This window comes from Bacillus sp. hwrm1 (assembly GCF_040207805.1).
Classification (GTDB): Bacteria; Bacillota; Bacilli; order Bacillales; family Bacillaceae; genus Bacillus; species Bacillus velezensis.
This window is the reverse complement of the sequence record NZ_CP157943.1, coordinates 3,823,789-3,838,625: the sequence shown is the minus strand read 5'-3', so window position 1 is coordinate 3,838,625 and position 14,837 is coordinate 3,823,789. Positions and strand designations below refer to the sequence as shown.

Below are 14,837 nucleotides of genomic sequence, written 5' to 3'. Positions count from 1 at the left end.
TTACAATTTGTTCATGAGCGCGTCAACCCAGCCGGAGAACTGCGACCAGTGATGAATAGTCCATGTAACAGCACTTCCGACAACACAAACCGCCACAATTCCGCCCATTTTCATTCTCGTGAAGTGTTTAGCAGCCATACCGATAACAACAATCACAATAAACTGCGAGACAATGTCCAAAACCCAGCCTTTAACCCCTCCAAGAGTAGGAAGGCCAGCTCCCATAACCAAATGATTGAATAAATCCATCTTGTTTTCCCCTTTCTAATTGTGTTTTAATTCACTCACATAAAATTGACCGCTGTTCTCTGTTAATTCGAGCGTAAAGCTTTCATTGACAGGTATCTCATTTTCTTTTTCTTTAAATTGGACAGCACAAATAACCTCGAAACCTTTTTTCGTCCTGAAGATTTTAGCGCTTTTCACTTCGCCGAATGCAAGACTACCTTGAAGCGCTTCCGGCTTTTTCATCATATACACCATTTCCTCTTCTTTTTCAGAAGCATATTTTTCAAAGAAAGAAGTAAGAAATGACTCAATCGCTTCTTTTTTATCTCCTGCGTATTCGTCCCTTGTCTCTTCCTTCTCAGAAGCTGATACACTGCCCTTTAAATCGTATATCTCAGTAAAGTACGGGACAGCAGAGACAGCGAACGCATCGCCTTTATTGACTACAGGAATATTTAATAGCACTTGTTTTTCAGCTTTTTCATTTTCTGTGACTTTCTCCTTCACTTTCTTTTCCTTTTTCCCATCCTTTACTTTTTTCTCAACTTCTTTTTCTACCGGAAAGAGATTCGTATATGTCACTTTGTACTGAAAAAGCTTCCCTTTATCACCTTCTTTCACGTTATACAAGCTGTAATCATTTAGCTGACGATCACCCTTAAAGCCATCCATATCAAAACGTTCGCCATCTTCAAAGCTCGTTTGTGTCTGTTTCACCATGAAACTTTCAAGATTCTTTTTTCGTTCATCGATGGCGTCTTGATCATTTTTCACGTTGATATATTCACTGATGAAGCCTGACAGAAAATTCTCAGCCGCCGTTGTAGACATTTTCTGTTTTTCGCTTTCAGCAGGCTTACTGGATTGATTCCTTATATCATTCACAGCAGATCGAGTGTTAACAGACAACAAAACAGACAGGAGACAAAAGAGAAGTAACGCTCCTACACACGTCCACAACGTCCCTGCGACCAATCGGGTACGATCTCGCGGCACTTTTGTATTTGTTTTCTCAGGCCGACGGACTTGTTTTATTTTTTGGATAGCAGCCTTAAAAAATGATTCTTCTTTTTTCTCGTTTTCACGTTCCTTTTGAAGCATCTTTTCACCCCTTTTAAGCAGTACCTTTTTCAATTTGCTTTGTACTTTCCAAGAATGATAAAAAGGATGCTACACGAAGTAACACCCTTTTTATGGCTTGATTCTCTATATACACTTTTACACTTGTCATTCGTCCATCCGGCAGATACCTCGTTTTATAAAAGGTGTATCTGTACTCAGAAAAACCTTTGACCCTTTGACCTTCCACAACCAACATACAATCTCTGCTTAGACTCCTTACAAAAACCAGCGACGGGATGCCTACATTAAACCCCAAGCTTCTGAATTGATCGTCAACAGCAGACACACAACCACTCCTTCTATCATCGTCCTCCATTCTTCAAGTAGGTTGCTTCATATTCATAATATCCTCCTCATTTTGGAGAGCTATCATACGACCTCAATATTTCAAACTCAACATCAACTTCCTCTATTTCTTCCTCTTCGTCTTCACTTTCAGGAATGAAGAAGACAGCAGACACAAAACGTTTAAAATCATCCTTTAAGGGATACTCAGATTCAAGCAAAATCCTTTGACCCTTCTCATAATAAGGGACTAATTCATTCAATCTTTCAATGAATTCCTCAGCCAATTTCAATAAACCAATCTTTTCTAACTCACTTTCTAAATATGCTCGATTGAGAAGATTAAAGCTATTCATCTTTATTCCTCCTTATTGAAATTATTTAAATAGATCGCTGTTATTTTCTCCTTCCTTCATTTTTTCGATTTTTAATACTATAAGACCAGGTGTCAATGACTGACGCCTATCTAAAACAAGGACTTCTATGACTCGCTTCGTACACTCGCCCTTCCATTCATGAAGACACAAAACATCTTTGGCGTTATAAATATTTTCGCTGACTGTAACCTCTGTAGCCCCTTTAGAAATAGCCTCAAACTCTTCCGGAAGTATCTTTAGATGATGCACTATCATGACAGCACACCTTTCTTGTTTAATATCTTGGGTTTCACCCAAACCCACCAACGGATGCCCGTTGGATCGCTAATAATCTATCCCCCTATTCCCCCGAATCATCGGGGGACTCCCTCGCCGGTAGGCAGGAACAAACGGTTGTTTGTTCAATGCCAAGAGGGTTTTGGTGGCGCTGAATATGTCAACTCCTTATCCTCACTTCGTTCCGGTACCGTTGACACATACGTTTAATCGCATCACCTGTGTTTAAGAGCGATAGCAGTCTATCTAAAACATCTAAATGACCATGTCCTCCACCTCAGCAAGAAACACATCCAACATCTTTTCTTGTTTCTCTGACAGCTCGGCTTCCATAATCATGTCCGAGAGGTCATTGCGTCCCAAGTGTTGGTCAGCTTCCAGCACCATTTTCATGGTGGGGGAACATGAGTTTTTCAGCCAGTTCCTTGTTTTTTGGTAAAAGTCTCTTTGCGGCTTCATGTACAGTTGCAGTTTTCCTACATCACCAATAAATTCAGACCAAAAAAGGCTCGTTTTCCAATGCTCCCGAGTGACTTCCTCGTCAGCATCAACGAACCTTACATAGTTGTTAATGATCTGCATGGCAACTAATGTTAAGTCTTTCGTTTTCATCAAAGCATCAATTGCGGCTTGCGCCCGTTCACTTTTCAAGCGCAATTCATAGCGATTCCAATCGCCTAATTCTTCTAATGGGATATTGTATTTTTCAGCTTGTTCATAATTTTTCTCATAAAAGCAGAGATACGCTTCTGATTTTTTTGATCCGAAATAAATTGTCGTTCCGCCTGTTACACCATCTGATAAATCGAATGAGCCATTGAAATCAGATTTCCTAAACCGTGAAATACATTCGCCCTTTTGGGCTTTTTTCAACAATTCCGGGATTGAAAAGTATGTTTTTTTATCGTCAATCGCCAGATCAAGGCGAGTAAATGAACCGCCATGCTGTATACAGTCTTGAAAGAAATCAAACCATGTTTTCTTCCGACAATCTAAGAACGACTCAAATTGCCGACAGCCTTGACCAGATAACTCAACCAGAGTACCTCTGTTATCTCCCGGTGGAGAGTAAAAAACTTTGATGAAGTCCAGTTCAAACGTTCCGACATATCCGTAAAAGCCGTTTGGCTTTTCTGTCATGAAATCTTTGTTCAAGTGAAGAATGTTCTCGATAATGTGATCAACATCATGCGTTTTGAAAGTCACACGAATGTAGTCAACCATTGATGTTAAAGGCTTTTCAGCGTTTTCTTCTTTTTCTTTTACGATTACTACCCCCCTGTTAGCGTGGGGGGGGTTTTGTAGTTCACTCACTCGCTTCGCTCCTTCGTTCACCGCTGGCCGTCTGGTCGCTTACGCTGCCGCTGGCGACTGCCGTCGCCTGCGCTCCCTCGACTCCAACCAGCGATTCCTTAATAGATGACATGAAATCATACCCTTTCGGCACAATTGGACTGTAAAACTCTAAAACCGAACCTGTGCCAACATTGGCATACCCTCGCCCTGTCACTTTTTTATTCACAAATGCTTTGTCAACATCACCAAACATCATTCCGTAACCTGTATCAGACATTAAGCCTAACGATACACGGAAATTAAACTGATCTCGTATTCCGTCCGCTAGATATTTCGCATCTGGACGTTGTGCGCCTAAAACGAGAAAGTAACCCGCCTGTCTCCCCTTCATGACTAACTGTTTCATATAAGAAAGGGCTTCATTTCTTTCTTTCATATCTAAAAAATCCATAAACGCCACATATTCATCAAAGAAGATAAAAACAGGTTTCAACCCTAAATAGGCATAGTTTTCACCCGTCTTGTAATTTGGCATTTTCTTCATTTCATCCATTCGCTCCATCATGCCATCAACCGACTTTCTCAGACACATAAGGATACCATTTTTCTGCGAATAGACTCTTTTCGGGAGCACCTCTTCCAAGTCGGCTAAATCGGCATTTTTCGGGTCTAAGATTTTCACATCTGCCCCAAACCCCACACATGCTTTTATGATTGTTAACATGAAATAGGTTTTCCCTCCGCCTGTACCACCAGAAATAAGCATATGCGGCAACTTGTCGAACTTCCATGACACATGTTTCATCAATGGCAAGACACCATCTTTCGCCACTGCCTCATCTATTGAAATTCGGTTTTTCTTCACATCATAAAGCAGTTTGAAGCAGACAAAGCCTTCTTCCATTTCTTTATCCACCAGGTCACAAAATAAGCCGTTTTCCAAATCCTTTCCCAAGTCTAGGAAGCGATTCTGAAAACGGCTCATATCCATAGCTATACGGATATAAATATAATTGTTTTTAACTTGATAATACATCCTTGGAAAGTAAGTGATTTTTTCTTTTGAAGCTGTTTCATTCGAAAACAGCTTTTTCACCTGAACACTTTCCTTTTCATAAAACTTATTCGAAAAGATCATCCTTGCAATTTTTTGCCTGTGGTACAGCTTTTTATACGCATCATAAAACAGAAAATAAGCTAGGATGACAGCGCCCGCCGCAACTAAAAGAGAACACAACACACTTTTAATAAGCAATGGGACATTCCATTCAAAATGCTTTACGACTTTCATAACATCCAAGTGAGACAAATGATCTGCCCAGAAGAAAAACATAGATAACAAAAAAACAGGTACAAATATGATTGCACCTGTCATTATTACATTGTTTCTCATTCTAGGCCGGATTCGAACCCCCCTATACTTCCAAAGCATTGTCTTAAGCCTAGAGATGAAGCAACACTCCTAACGTTTGGATTTATCCCTTTTCTCACTCCACAAGTCTATTATGTCGATAATTAGAAATTGACCACCAAACATAGCAAATATGCAGATTGATACAAAAACGGTAATGAAAATATCAAATGGCAACCATCCCACTGGCTTACGATACCAAGCGAAAAACACAAAGAATACAATCCACAAAACAACTCGCACAATTATCGAACGCATTGTTTTATTTTTACAAAGTTTTTTGGCATCCTACACCCCCTGTAGCTTACAGAGAGCATATTACTTTTTATCATTGCCACTTGTTGCCGCCGCAGGTTTTACAGAAGAGCCGCCTTTTACAACAATATCATCAGCTTCAAGTTTCCACATTACATTGGCAAAAGTTGAATCCCTTTGACTAGTCGCCATAGCGCTAATTTTTGGGTTTTTCAACTCAATATCAGCAAAAGCAGGAATTTCTTTTGCTCCAGCATACTCAGGAATAGTTACCTCAATTTGACCGCCTTGGACAGCACTAGCAATGTTATAAATTCGTGATTCCAGTACGTCAGTACGCTTATTGTTTTCCCGATCATACACATATTTTTCTCTGTTTAGTCCCATGTACTTCATTTCTCCAAAAGTCATATTGATATCCGGTACAATAAAGTTTAAGTTCATTTTTCATATCCCCATTTCATTTTTTTTATCATTTATTTTCAAAAGATCGTTAAATTTCGATTTTATATTTTGGATTCGCTCCGGTACTGTCTCCATCGTGACGCTTGTCAGTCGCTAACGGAAAATTCCCTCATGGCGACCTAGTAGGCTATTTATAGCCATCAGGCTGATTACAGCCATGCCGCACGCTTATTCTAGCCTGCTACAGCATTTAAAGTGATTGCTGTTCATCACTCAAATACTCACGCATGACTTTTCATCAAAAATGCCCTATAATAAAATTGTTGAGGTTTTATTGTGGGCGTTCTTGATGGTAATCATCAAGGCGCTTTCTTTGTCTGTATGTAATTTTCAAAGAGCACAATCCTTTCTAATGGCATTTTTCGTACAATTCATCATTGTACAAGACGAACACTCGGTTATCTTTCTTGCCTGTCGGTTCAACCGACCATATGCACCACCAATGCCAGCCTTTAAGCTGTTTTGACACTTCCACATTGGCTAAATCATAAGTTGGTGCTTCCACTACATAAGATTCAGAAATTGCATAATCAGCAAAATGTTCGAAATTCTTGTCAGCTTCTAAGGCTTCAATATCCATAACAATCGTTGCATTCACTTTTACTTTCATCGCATTCCCCCTTTCAATTTTTTTCAACAATACCGATAGTGGTATATGACTTCACACTATACGTTTTTGTTGAAGTGCAGAAAGGTCTTTTCTGCCGATACCGTAATTTTTACAAATCCGGCGATATGAAACACCTTTTTTAAGTAGCTCCTGAATGTTATTCTTTGAAAGTGGCTTATTCAAAAGATGTTTTACAATGACTTGATTTAGCGCCAGTTTCATTCTCAACGACCAATGACCCTCCATCTGCCTGGCGAGTGGTACAGCATCCTTCATAAATAAATTTGTTTGTTTTAAATTCACTTTAATCACCCAGTCTTACTTTCATCACTGCTGAAAATGAAACACTTCTCAAAATAACGCCGATTCACTCTACCCTTAACCACTTCATAACCTTGATTTTTTAATTGTGCATTAAGTTGTCTTATAATCTCATAAGCTTTTCCTTTTTTTACTTTAAGCAATTTTTCAATATCACTAGATGTTAAAAAGTCATCCAAATTTTCTGGCCTCCTTTTTTTATCCGTTTTGTTGTTAATTAAATTATATTACTCCTTTTTGGATAAGTCAATGTCTTTTTGAAACAAAATGGATAAAATAAAAAAACAAGCCATTAAAAAAATACAAAGCGGATTGTTTTGATTACTCCCACTCTAAAAAATGAATGGATGATAAAGATGTCATTAGGAGAAAGATTGAAAGAAGCAAGATTAAAAGCAGGATACAAAACTCAAACTGAAGCAGCGCAAAAACTAAAAATGAGACCCCAAGTTTTATCAAATTACGAAGGTGGAAGACGTGACCCCGATACACAAACTTTAAAAGCATTAGCAGAACTTTATAACGTATCCGCAGATTATCTAATAGGTACAGAAAAGAAACCTAAATCTAAATTAGACGAATCAATAAATGATGCAATAGAAGAGTTAAAAAGAGAAGAGACTCTTTTATTAATGCGTAACGCAGATATAGATGAGGAAACAGCTTTTTTAATCAAACAAGCATTGATCAACGGAATAAAATACGTTGATGCTATGAAGAAAAAGAAAGAGTGATTCTTATTTATACGAATAAAACAATCAAACATAAAACACAAGAAATCATAAAAAAATTCAGTAACAACGACCCCCTGGATATTTGTTCTGACCTTAACATCCCGATACTAGAAAACGATTTAGGACAGAAATTAAATGGTTTTCTCCAGTATTATGAAGAAGAAGATCAATACATCATCCAGATATCCAAAAACCGATCGCATAAAAAATTTATCATCGCCCATGAACTAGGACATTATTTTTTACACAAGCAATTGAACACATTCAAAATGCTTAATTGTTCAATAACATTGGAAGAGAAACTCGAAAGACAAGCTGACATATTCGCCGCAGAACTTTTAATAACCGACAGGATGATATATGAAGAGTTACCTTACATCAAACATTTATCTAACATTCAATTAGCATCTTACTTTAACATCCCGACATCAGTTATGAATCTAAAGCTAGAACAAATGAATTTTTTCCCCTTACACAAATCTAATAATATTCCAAATATGATTTTAAGTATCATTTAAAGCAAGGAGGTAATTCAAATATGCCAATAAGGAAATTACCAAGTGGTAAATATAGGGTTGACATAAGCCTAGGAATAGACCCAATCACAGGCAAAAGAAGAAGAACAACAAAGATTGCGGCGTCCGCTAAGGAAGCAGAAGAAATTTACTATTCAACACGAAGGAAATTTCATAATGGGGATATGCCAAATGTTAAACGCACTGCATATTCATTTTCAGAACTAGTTGAAAAATACTTAACGTTAAAAAAAACCGAATTAAAGTCATCTACGTACAGTGCTGCTGAAAATATAGTGAATAGCAGGATACTCCCTTATTTCAAAAATTCCACAATAAAATTCATTACACACCGTGAAATCTTAGAATATAGAGAATCACTTCAAAAAGATAATCTAAAACATACGTACATCAACAAAATTATGTTTTACGTAAAAGATATATTTAACTTAGCAATCGAGGAAAACCTCTTATCAGAACACCCAACAAAGAGAATAAAAAACTTAAAAATTAAAGATGCTTTTGAAGATGATATTAGATTTTGGACTCCAGAACAGTTTCAAACATTTATTAGCATATTTGATGAGAAAAAATATAAGGATTTTTTTAAGAAAGTATATTATACCTTCGCTTATTTTACAGGCGTGAGATTGGGTGAACAATTAGCGTTAGAGTGGAACGATTTCAACAAATATAGTCTTGAAATAAAAGTGAATAAAACATTAACAAAGATAAAACAAGGCGATGATTTCCTTGTTACAAATCCCAAAACTTCAAGTTCCAAAAGAGTAATTACAATCAATAAAAAATTAGCATCTTTACTTGTGAAATGGAAGTCACATCAAAAAGAAGGTCTGGGTAAATACGGTATAGAACAAACCGAAAAAACAAGAATTTTCAAATTTGATCATAAAACGCCAGACCGTGCCTACTTAACAAATTTCATAAAGAGAACATGCGAAAAGCATAATCTTGACTTACCACCAATTAGCGTTCATGAACTCCGACACTCACATGTTGCTTTACTTATTAATAGGGGAGAAGACATTTATATCATTTCCCAACGTTTAGGCCATAAGACAACCACAACAACTTACGATATTTATGGACACCTTTTTCCTACTCGTCAAAAAGAACTTGCAGATCGCTTAGATGAACTATTTTGAATCACACATTCACCAATCTGAGCACTCACCAACTGTACTCCAAAGCAGACGAAAAAATATAAAAAACAAGAAAAATAAACACAAAAAAACACCCTAAATTCAAACATAATTAACTATTTGAACCCCTATTCAATCTTGACAGGTGGTTTCTTTTTTTGTTTGAAAGCGGGAAGTCTTTTTAATTGATAGGAATATAGATTTGAATTCACTCTGTCACGTTGCTTTGATAGAGAGTGTGTGATAAGTTGAAATGTAAGCGTTAACAGAATTCTCCAGTCTTCACAACAGTTGAAAGGAGCTGAAGAAAGAGTAAGAGGAATTTTTGACTCCGCAGTCAGTCTTCAAAAATCAAATAAGGAGTGTCAAAAATGTTTGAAAAACGATTCAAAACCTCTTTACTGCCGTTATTCGCCGGATTTTTATTGCTGTTTTATTTGGTTTTGTCAGGCCCGGCGGCTGCAAACGCTGAAACTGCAAACAAATCGAATAAGGTGACCGCGTCATCGGTCAAAAACGGGACCATCCTTCATGCATGGAATTGGTCGTTCAATACGTTAACACAAAATATGAAAGATATTCGTGATGCGGGCTATGCAGCCATTCAGACGTCTCCGATTAACCAAGTAAAGGAAGGGAACCAAGGAGATAAGAGCATGAGGAACTGGTACTGGCTGTATCAGCCGACATCGTACCAAATCGGCAACCGTTACTTAGGCACTGAACAAGAATTTAAGGACATGTGTGCAGCCGCGGAAAAATATGGCGTAAAAGTCATTGTCGATGCGGTTATCAATCATACTACCAGCGATTATGGCGCGATTTCTGACGAGATTAAGCGTATTCCAAACTGGACCCATGGAAACACACAAATTAAAAATTGGTCGGATCGATGGGACGTCACTCAAAATTCATTGCTTGGGCTGTATGATTGGAATACACAGAATACTGAGGTGCAGGCCTATCTGAAACGTTTCTTGGAAAGAGCATTGAATGACGGAGCAGACGGGTTCCGCTATGATGCCGCCAAGCATATAGAGCTTCCGGATGATGGGAATTACGGCAGCCAATTTTGGCCAAATATCACAAATACATCAGCGGAGTTCCAATACGGAGAAATCCTGCAAGACAGCGCGTCCAGAGATACAGCTTATGCGAATTATATGAATGTGACGGCTTCTAACTACGGGCATTCCATCAGATCCGCTTTAAAGAACCGTAATCTGAGTGTGTCGAATATCTCCCATTATGCATCTGACGTGTCTGCGGACAAGTTAGTCACATGGGTGGAATCACATGATACGTATGCCAATGATGATGAAGAGTCCACATGGATGAGTGATGACGATATTCGTTTAGGCTGGGCAGTGATTGGTTCCCGCTCAGGAAGCACGCCTCTTTTCTTTTCCAGACCTGAGGGCGGAGGAAATGGTGTAAGATTTCCCGGAAAAAGTCAAATAGGAGATCGCGGGAGCGCCTTATTTAAAGATCAGGCGATCACTGCGGTCAATACATTTCACAATGTAATGGCCGGGCAGCCCGAGGAACTCTCGAATCCGAATGGGAACAACCAAGTCTTTATGAATCAGCGCGGCTCAAAAGGCGTTGTGCTGGCAAATGCGGGATCGTCTTCTGTCACCATCAATACTTCAGCGAAATTACCTGACGGCAGGTATGATAATAGGGCCGGCGCCGGTTCATTTCAAGTAGCGAACGGCAAACTGACAGGTACGATCAATGCCAGATCGGCGGCTGTTCTTTATCCTGATGATATTGGAAATGCGCCTCATGTCTTTCTTGAGAATTACCAAACGGGGGCAGTCCATTCTTTCAATGATCAGCTGACGGTCACCCTGCGTGCAAATGCGAAAACAACAAAAGCCGTTTACCAAATCAATAATGGGCAGCAGACAGCATTTAAGGATGGAGACCGACTAACGATCGGGAAAGGAGATCCAATCGGCACGACATACAACATCAAATTAACCGGAACGAACGGCGAGGGTGCAGCGAGGACCCAAGAATACAAGTTTGTTAAAAAAGACCCGTCCCAAACCAACATCATTGGCTATCAAAATCCGGACCATTGGGGCCAGGTAAATGCTTATATTTACAAACATGATGGAGGCAGGGCCATAGAATTAACCGGATCGTGGCCGGGGAAAGCCATGACTAAGAATGCAGATGGAATGTACACGCTGACGCTGCCTGAGAATGCGGATACGGCCAACGCCAAAGTGATTTTTAACAATGGCAGCGCCCAAGTGCCCGGACAGAACCAGCCCGGCTTTGATTATGTGCAGAATGGTTTGTATAACAACTCCGGTTTAAACGGTTATCTTCCGCATTAATGGATAGGGCCATCATCACATCATCGTGCCGGCAAACCCCCGCTTCTGGGAAAGGAACAGCGCGTCTTCAATCACGCTGAAAAGATGACAGCATCCTAAAACGGTTCCGTTTTAGGATGCTGTCAACAATCCGGAAACCATCACCGATATTTTTTTGTCCAAAAATCAAACTTTTCTCTTGCAAAAGTTTGTGAAGTGTTGCACAATATAAATGTGAAATACTTCACAAGATAAAAACAGACACCACGAAACACTGGAGGATGAGCATACATGATGAACGAACGAGTGAACAAAGTAGCATTAATCGGAGCAGGTTTTGTTGGAAGCAGTTATGCATTTGCGTTAATTAACCAAGGGATCACAGATGAGCTTGTGATCATTGATGTAAATAGAGAAAAAGCCATGGGAGATGTCATGGATTTAAATCACGGAAAGGCATTTGCGCCTCATCCGGTCAAAACGTCTTACGGCACATATGAGGATTGCAAGGATGCCGATATCGTGTGCATCTGTGCAGGGGCCAATCAAAAACCGGGCGAAACGAGACTTGAGCTGGTCGAAAAAAATCTCGCCATTTTTAAAAGCATTGTCGGTGAAGTAATGGCAAGCGGATTTGACGGCATCTTCCTCGTTGCCACAAACCCGGTCGACATTCTCACTTATGCGACATGGACATTCAGCGGGCTGCCGAAAGAACGCGTCATCGGCAGCGGCACGACACTGGATTCTGCGCGATTCCGTTATATGCTGAGTGAATACTTCGGAGCCGCTCCGCAAAACGTACACGCCCACATTATCGGCGAGCACGGCGATACCGAGCTCCCTGTATGGAGTCACGCCAATATCGGCGGAGTGCCGGTGCAGCAATTGCTGGAGAAACATGCAGCTTACAAGCAGGACGAGCTGGATCAGATCGTTGATGATGTGAAAAACGCGGCCTACCATATTATCGAGAAAAAAGGCGCGACATATTACGGAGTGGCGATGAGCCTCGCCCGCATCACAAAAGCGATTTTGCGTAATGAAAACAGCATTTTAACCGTCAGCACATATCTGGACGGCCAATACGGTGTAAACGACGTCTTTATCGGCGTTCCGGCCGTCGTCAATCGGAACGGCATCGCAGGTGTGACGGAACTTGAGCTGAATGAAACAGAACAGGCTCAATTCAGCCGCAGCGCAAACGTGCTGAAAGATATTCTCGCTCCGCATTTCGCAGAGTAAACAAAAAAGCAGTACATGACAAACGCCATGTACTGCTTTTTTTAATTCGCTTTTTTCGCCATTTCCTGAGAGGTTTTTACTCTCGCTTTTCCCATAAACAAAATGGTAACGGCCGCAATGACGATCGGCGCCAGCGCAAGCGTAAATACATATGTGATGCTTTGCGACATGGCGTCAATAATGCGATCCAGAATGTGCGGCGGAATATGAGCGCGCGTGCCGGCCTGGAAAATCTCCTGCGGATTTCCGATGTTCTGCATCGCGCCGCCCGCTCCTTTCATGCCGCTGAATGAATCTGTGAGCTTGTTGGTAAACACATTCGTCTGGATGGTTCCGAAAATCGTCACACCGAGCGTCATACCGAATGATCTCAAAAACGAGTTTGTTGAGTTGGCGCTTCCGCGGTAACGCGGCTCCAGATCGTTCATGGACGCAGCCGGCAGCAGTGAGAAGTTGAAGCCGACGCCGAATCCTGAGATCAGCATGAATACCGTCAGCATCGTACGCGCCGTATCCGGTGTCATATTGGAAAGCAGCAGCATTCCGATAAAGAAAGCGACCACGGAAATCAGCATTAAAGTGCGGAACCGCACTTTTGTCTGGAAAATTCCGCCGATCATACTTCCGATAACAGAACCGATCATCATCGGCGTCAAAATAAAGCCCGCGCTTGTCGCGGTGCTTCCGTACACAGCCTGAACGAAGATCGGGATAAACACCGCTAAAATGACGAACGTGGCTCCGTAAAGGAACGCCAGAATCTGTGCCGTAGCAAATAAACGGTTTTTAAACATCCAAAATGAGATAATCGGTTCTTCCGCTTTTCTTTCCACAATAAAAAAGGCGATAAAGAACACGGCGAACACAGCGAACAGACCGATGATCTGCACGGAGTTCCAATCATACGTTTTTCCGCCGAGCTCAAGAGCGAACATCAGACCGACAATGGAAACCACCAGCGTGATTGCGCCGGCCCAGTCGATTTTCTGCTTCTTGTGTTCAAGGGATTCTTTATAATAACGAAGAATGAAAAACAATGATAAAATACCGATCGGCACGTTGATGTAAAACACCCAGTGCCAGCTGATGGAGTCGGTAATGAGCGCGCCTAAAAGCGGCCCGAGAACGCTGGACAGGCCGAAAACGGCACCGAACATGCCCGACATTTTTCCGCGTTTTTCCGGCGGAAATAAATCAAAAATGATCGTGAAGGCGATCGGCATCAGCGCGCCTCCGCCGATTCCCTGAATGACGCGGTAAATAATGAGCTGATCCATTGTTTGGGCGATTCCGCATAAGGCGGATCCGATTAAGAAAAGAATAAGACCGAATAAAAAGAAACGTTTGCGTCCGTACATATCGGACAGTTTTCCGTAAATCGGCATACCGGCCATAACGGCTACCATGTATGATGCCGTCACCCACGCGAACTTATCGAAACTTCCGAGGTCCGCCACGATATTTCCCATCGCAGTGGCAACGATTGTATTATCCATAGCCGACATTAAAATGCCCAGCAAAAGACCGATGACGACAAACTTCGTCGAGGCGTCCTTCGCGGCTGTTTGTTCCATGCTTTTTCCTCCCATACTTACTTTTGATCATTAAATTTGCTATGATCATATTAGATTTGCCGAAAATTATCTTGATCGTCAAGATAAATTGATTTTATAGGGAGGCCTGTCAGTTGTCAACAAGAAATACCAGAAGCGAGACGGAGGAAACCGCGATACAGTTATTCCGAAAGATGGCCACAAGGACGATCCTTTTTCATCAGGCGGCCGCTCAATCTCTCGGTCTGTTTCCGACCGATTTAAAATCAGCTGATATCTTAAATGAAGCAGGCCCGATGACCGCAGGCGAGCTTGGGAAAAAAACCGGTCTCAGCACAGGTTCGGTAACGGCGCTCATTGACCGGCTCGAAAAAGCGGGATATGTCATGAGGAAAAAAGACCCCGAAGACAAACGTCGGGTGATTATCGTGCCGCTGACAGCCGGAAAGGCGAATGTGAAGCAATTGTTCAGCTCCTTATCCCAGTCCACGATCAGCCTTTGCCGGCAATATAAAGAAGAAGAACTGCAGCTGATATTCGATTTTTTAGGAAAAGCGACGGACATGATGGAAGACGAGCTTGAGAAATTAAAATAATATATCATAGCACGGCCCATTCATGAATAACTTGTACAAGTTGCATGAATGAGGG

18 protein-coding genes and 1 pseudogene are annotated in these 14,837 nt (G+C 41.0%); 6 read left to right on the top strand and 13 right to left on the bottom strand.

What is annotated here, in order from left to right:
• From ABK447_RS19225 to ABK447_RS19170, 12 genes and pseudogenes are all read right to left on the bottom strand, one after another.
• A complete protein-coding gene (locus ABK447_RS19225; RefSeq protein WP_172869049.1) occupies positions 1 to 249 on the bottom strand; it encodes a hypothetical protein in 249 nt (82 codons plus the stop codon).
• 15 nt (positions 250 to 264) lie between these two features.
• Positions 265 to 1,329, bottom strand: coding sequence for a conjugal transfer protein (locus tag ABK447_RS19220; RefSeq protein ID WP_349909121.1), 1,065 nt, complete (start codon positions 1,327 to 1,329; stop codon positions 265 to 267).
• A gap of 13 nt (positions 1,330 to 1,342) precedes the next feature.
• Entirely contained in the window at positions 1,343 to 1,636 is a 294-nt protein-coding gene (locus ABK447_RS19215; protein WP_047935284.1) for a hypothetical protein, read from the bottom strand.
• A 67-nt stretch (positions 1,637 to 1,703) separates the two neighbouring features.
• A complete protein-coding gene (locus ABK447_RS19210) occupies positions 1,704 to 1,991 on the bottom strand; it encodes a hypothetical protein (RefSeq protein ID WP_039062656.1) in 288 nt (95 codons plus the stop codon).
• A gap of 21 nt (positions 1,992 to 2,012) precedes the next feature.
• On the bottom strand, positions 2,013 to 2,267 hold the full coding sequence (locus tag ABK447_RS19205) for a DUF3850 domain-containing protein (RefSeq protein ID WP_349909120.1): 255 nt from the start codon (positions 2,265 to 2,267) through the stop codon (positions 2,013 to 2,015).
• A 276-nt stretch (positions 2,268 to 2,543) separates the two neighbouring features.
• Positions 2,544 to 3,602 carry a replication initiation factor domain-containing protein gene (locus ABK447_RS19200; RefSeq protein WP_349909119.1) on the bottom strand — a complete coding sequence of 353 codons (1,059 nt, stop codon included), beginning with the start codon at positions 3,600 to 3,602 and terminating at the stop codon, positions 2,544 to 2,546.
• The gene (locus tag ABK447_RS19195; RefSeq protein WP_349909118.1) at positions 3,595 to 5,016 is read right to left on the bottom strand and encodes an ATP-binding protein; all 1,422 of its coding nucleotides are present in this window, start codon (positions 5,014 to 5,016) and stop codon (positions 3,595 to 3,597) included. The genes ABK447_RS19200 and ABK447_RS19195 overlap by 8 nt, the downstream gene beginning before the upstream one ends.
• A gap of 297 nt (positions 5,017 to 5,313) precedes the next feature.
• Positions 5,314 to 5,694, bottom strand: a complete 381-nt coding sequence (helP, locus tag ABK447_RS19190) for a helicase processivity factor HelP (RefSeq protein WP_125778493.1) — start codon at positions 5,692 to 5,694, stop codon at positions 5,314 to 5,316.
• A 49-nt stretch (positions 5,695 to 5,743) separates the two neighbouring features.
• A pseudogene (locus ABK447_RS19185) lies at positions 5,744 to 5,859 on the bottom strand (hypothetical protein).
• A gap of 205 nt (positions 5,860 to 6,064) precedes the next feature.
• The gene (locus ABK447_RS19180) at positions 6,065 to 6,325 is read right to left on the bottom strand and encodes a hypothetical protein (RefSeq protein ID WP_045927024.1); all 261 of its coding nucleotides are present in this window, start codon (positions 6,323 to 6,325) and stop codon (positions 6,065 to 6,067) included.
• Positions 6,326 to 6,376: 51 nt separating this feature from the next.
• A complete protein-coding gene (locus ABK447_RS19175; protein WP_349909117.1) occupies positions 6,377 to 6,637 on the bottom strand; it encodes a hypothetical protein in 261 nt (86 codons plus the stop codon).
• Positions 6,634 to 6,825, bottom strand: a complete 192-nt coding sequence (locus tag ABK447_RS19170; protein WP_045206659.1) for a hypothetical protein — start codon at positions 6,823 to 6,825, stop codon at positions 6,634 to 6,636. The genes ABK447_RS19175 and ABK447_RS19170 overlap by 4 nt, the downstream gene beginning before the upstream one ends.
• 177 nt (positions 6,826 to 7,002) lie before the next feature.
• On the opposite strand from ABK447_RS19170, the gene ABK447_RS19165 reads away from it, so the two are divergent.
• From ABK447_RS19165 to ABK447_RS19145, 5 genes are all read left to right on the top strand, one after another.
• Positions 7,003 to 7,380 carry a helix-turn-helix transcriptional regulator gene (locus tag ABK447_RS19165; protein ID WP_349909116.1) on the top strand — a complete coding sequence of 126 codons (378 nt, stop codon included), beginning with the start codon at positions 7,003 to 7,005 and terminating at the stop codon, positions 7,378 to 7,380.
• Positions 7,377 to 7,898 (top strand): ImmA/IrrE family metallo-endopeptidase, encoded by a 522-nt coding sequence (locus tag ABK447_RS19160; RefSeq protein WP_349909115.1) that lies wholly within the window; start codon positions 7,377 to 7,379, stop codon positions 7,896 to 7,898. The genes ABK447_RS19165 and ABK447_RS19160 overlap by 4 nt, the downstream gene beginning before the upstream one ends.
• 20 nt (positions 7,899 to 7,918) lie before the next feature.
• On the top strand, positions 7,919 to 9,061 hold the full coding sequence (locus ABK447_RS19155) for a site-specific integrase (protein ID WP_349909114.1): 1,143 nt from the start codon (positions 7,919 to 7,921) through the stop codon (positions 9,059 to 9,061).
• 368 nt (positions 9,062 to 9,429) lie between these two features.
• Positions 9,430 to 11,409 (top strand): starch-binding protein, encoded by a 1,980-nt coding sequence (locus tag ABK447_RS19150; RefSeq protein WP_094031478.1) that lies wholly within the window; start codon positions 9,430 to 9,432, stop codon positions 11,407 to 11,409.
• A 270-nt stretch (positions 11,410 to 11,679) separates the two neighbouring features.
• Positions 11,680 to 12,633: an L-lactate dehydrogenase gene (locus ABK447_RS19145; protein WP_011996292.1), complete on the top strand. Its 954-nt coding sequence runs from the start codon at positions 11,680 to 11,682 to the stop codon at positions 12,631 to 12,633.
• Positions 12,634 to 12,674: 41 nt separating this feature from the next.
• Here ABK447_RS19145 and ABK447_RS19140 read toward each other — a convergent pair whose 3' ends face one another.
• On the bottom strand, positions 12,675 to 14,207 hold the full coding sequence (locus tag ABK447_RS19140; protein ID WP_015239110.1) for an MDR family MFS transporter: 1,533 nt from the start codon (positions 14,205 to 14,207) through the stop codon (positions 12,675 to 12,677).
• Positions 14,208 to 14,320: 113 nt separating this feature from the next.
• On the opposite strand from ABK447_RS19140, the gene ABK447_RS19135 reads away from it, so the two are divergent.
• A complete protein-coding gene (locus ABK447_RS19135; protein WP_032872770.1) occupies positions 14,321 to 14,782 on the top strand; it encodes a MarR family transcriptional regulator in 462 nt (153 codons plus the stop codon).
• Positions 14,783 to 14,837: the final 55 nt, after the last annotated feature.

Excerpts from the sequence above, each read along its gene's own strand:
- ABK447_RS19225 (WP_172869049.1), bottom strand. The coding sequence starts at position 249 with ATGGATTTATTCAATCATTTGGTTATGGGAGCTGGCCTTCCTACTCTT.
- ABK447_RS19220 (WP_349909121.1), bottom strand. The coding sequence starts at position 1,329 with ATGCTTCAAAAGGAACGTGAAAACGAGAAAAAAGAAGAATCATTTTTT.
- ABK447_RS19210 (WP_039062656.1), bottom strand. The coding sequence starts at position 1,991 with ATGAATAGCTTTAATCTTCTCAATCGAGCATATTTAGAAAGTGAGTTA.
- ABK447_RS19205 (WP_349909120.1), bottom strand. The coding sequence starts at position 2,267 with ATGATAGTGCATCATCTAAAGATACTTCCGGAAGAGTTTGAGGCTATT.
- ABK447_RS19195 (WP_349909118.1), bottom strand. The coding sequence starts at position 5,016 with ATGCTTTGGAAGTATAGGGGGGTTCGAATCCGGCCTAGAATGAGAAAC.
- helP (WP_125778493.1), bottom strand. The coding sequence starts at position 5,694 with ATGAACTTAAACTTTATTGTACCGGATATCAATATGACTTTTGGAGAA.
- ABK447_RS19180 (WP_045927024.1), bottom strand. The coding sequence starts at position 6,325 with ATGAAAGTAAAAGTGAATGCAACGATTGTTATGGATATTGAAGCCTTA.
- ABK447_RS19165 (WP_349909116.1), top strand. The coding sequence starts at position 7,003 with ATGTCATTAGGAGAAAGATTGAAAGAAGCAAGATTAAAAGCAGGATAC.
- ABK447_RS19155 (WP_349909114.1), top strand. The coding sequence starts at position 7,919 with ATGCCAATAAGGAAATTACCAAGTGGTAAATATAGGGTTGACATAAGC.
- ABK447_RS19150 (WP_094031478.1), top strand. The coding sequence starts at position 9,430 with ATGTTTGAAAAACGATTCAAAACCTCTTTACTGCCGTTATTCGCCGGA.
- ABK447_RS19145 (WP_011996292.1), top strand. The coding sequence starts at position 11,680 with ATGATGAACGAACGAGTGAACAAAGTAGCATTAATCGGAGCAGGTTTT.
- ABK447_RS19140 (WP_015239110.1), bottom strand. The coding sequence starts at position 14,207 with ATGGAACAAACAGCCGCGAAGGACGCCTCGACGAAGTTTGTCGTCATC.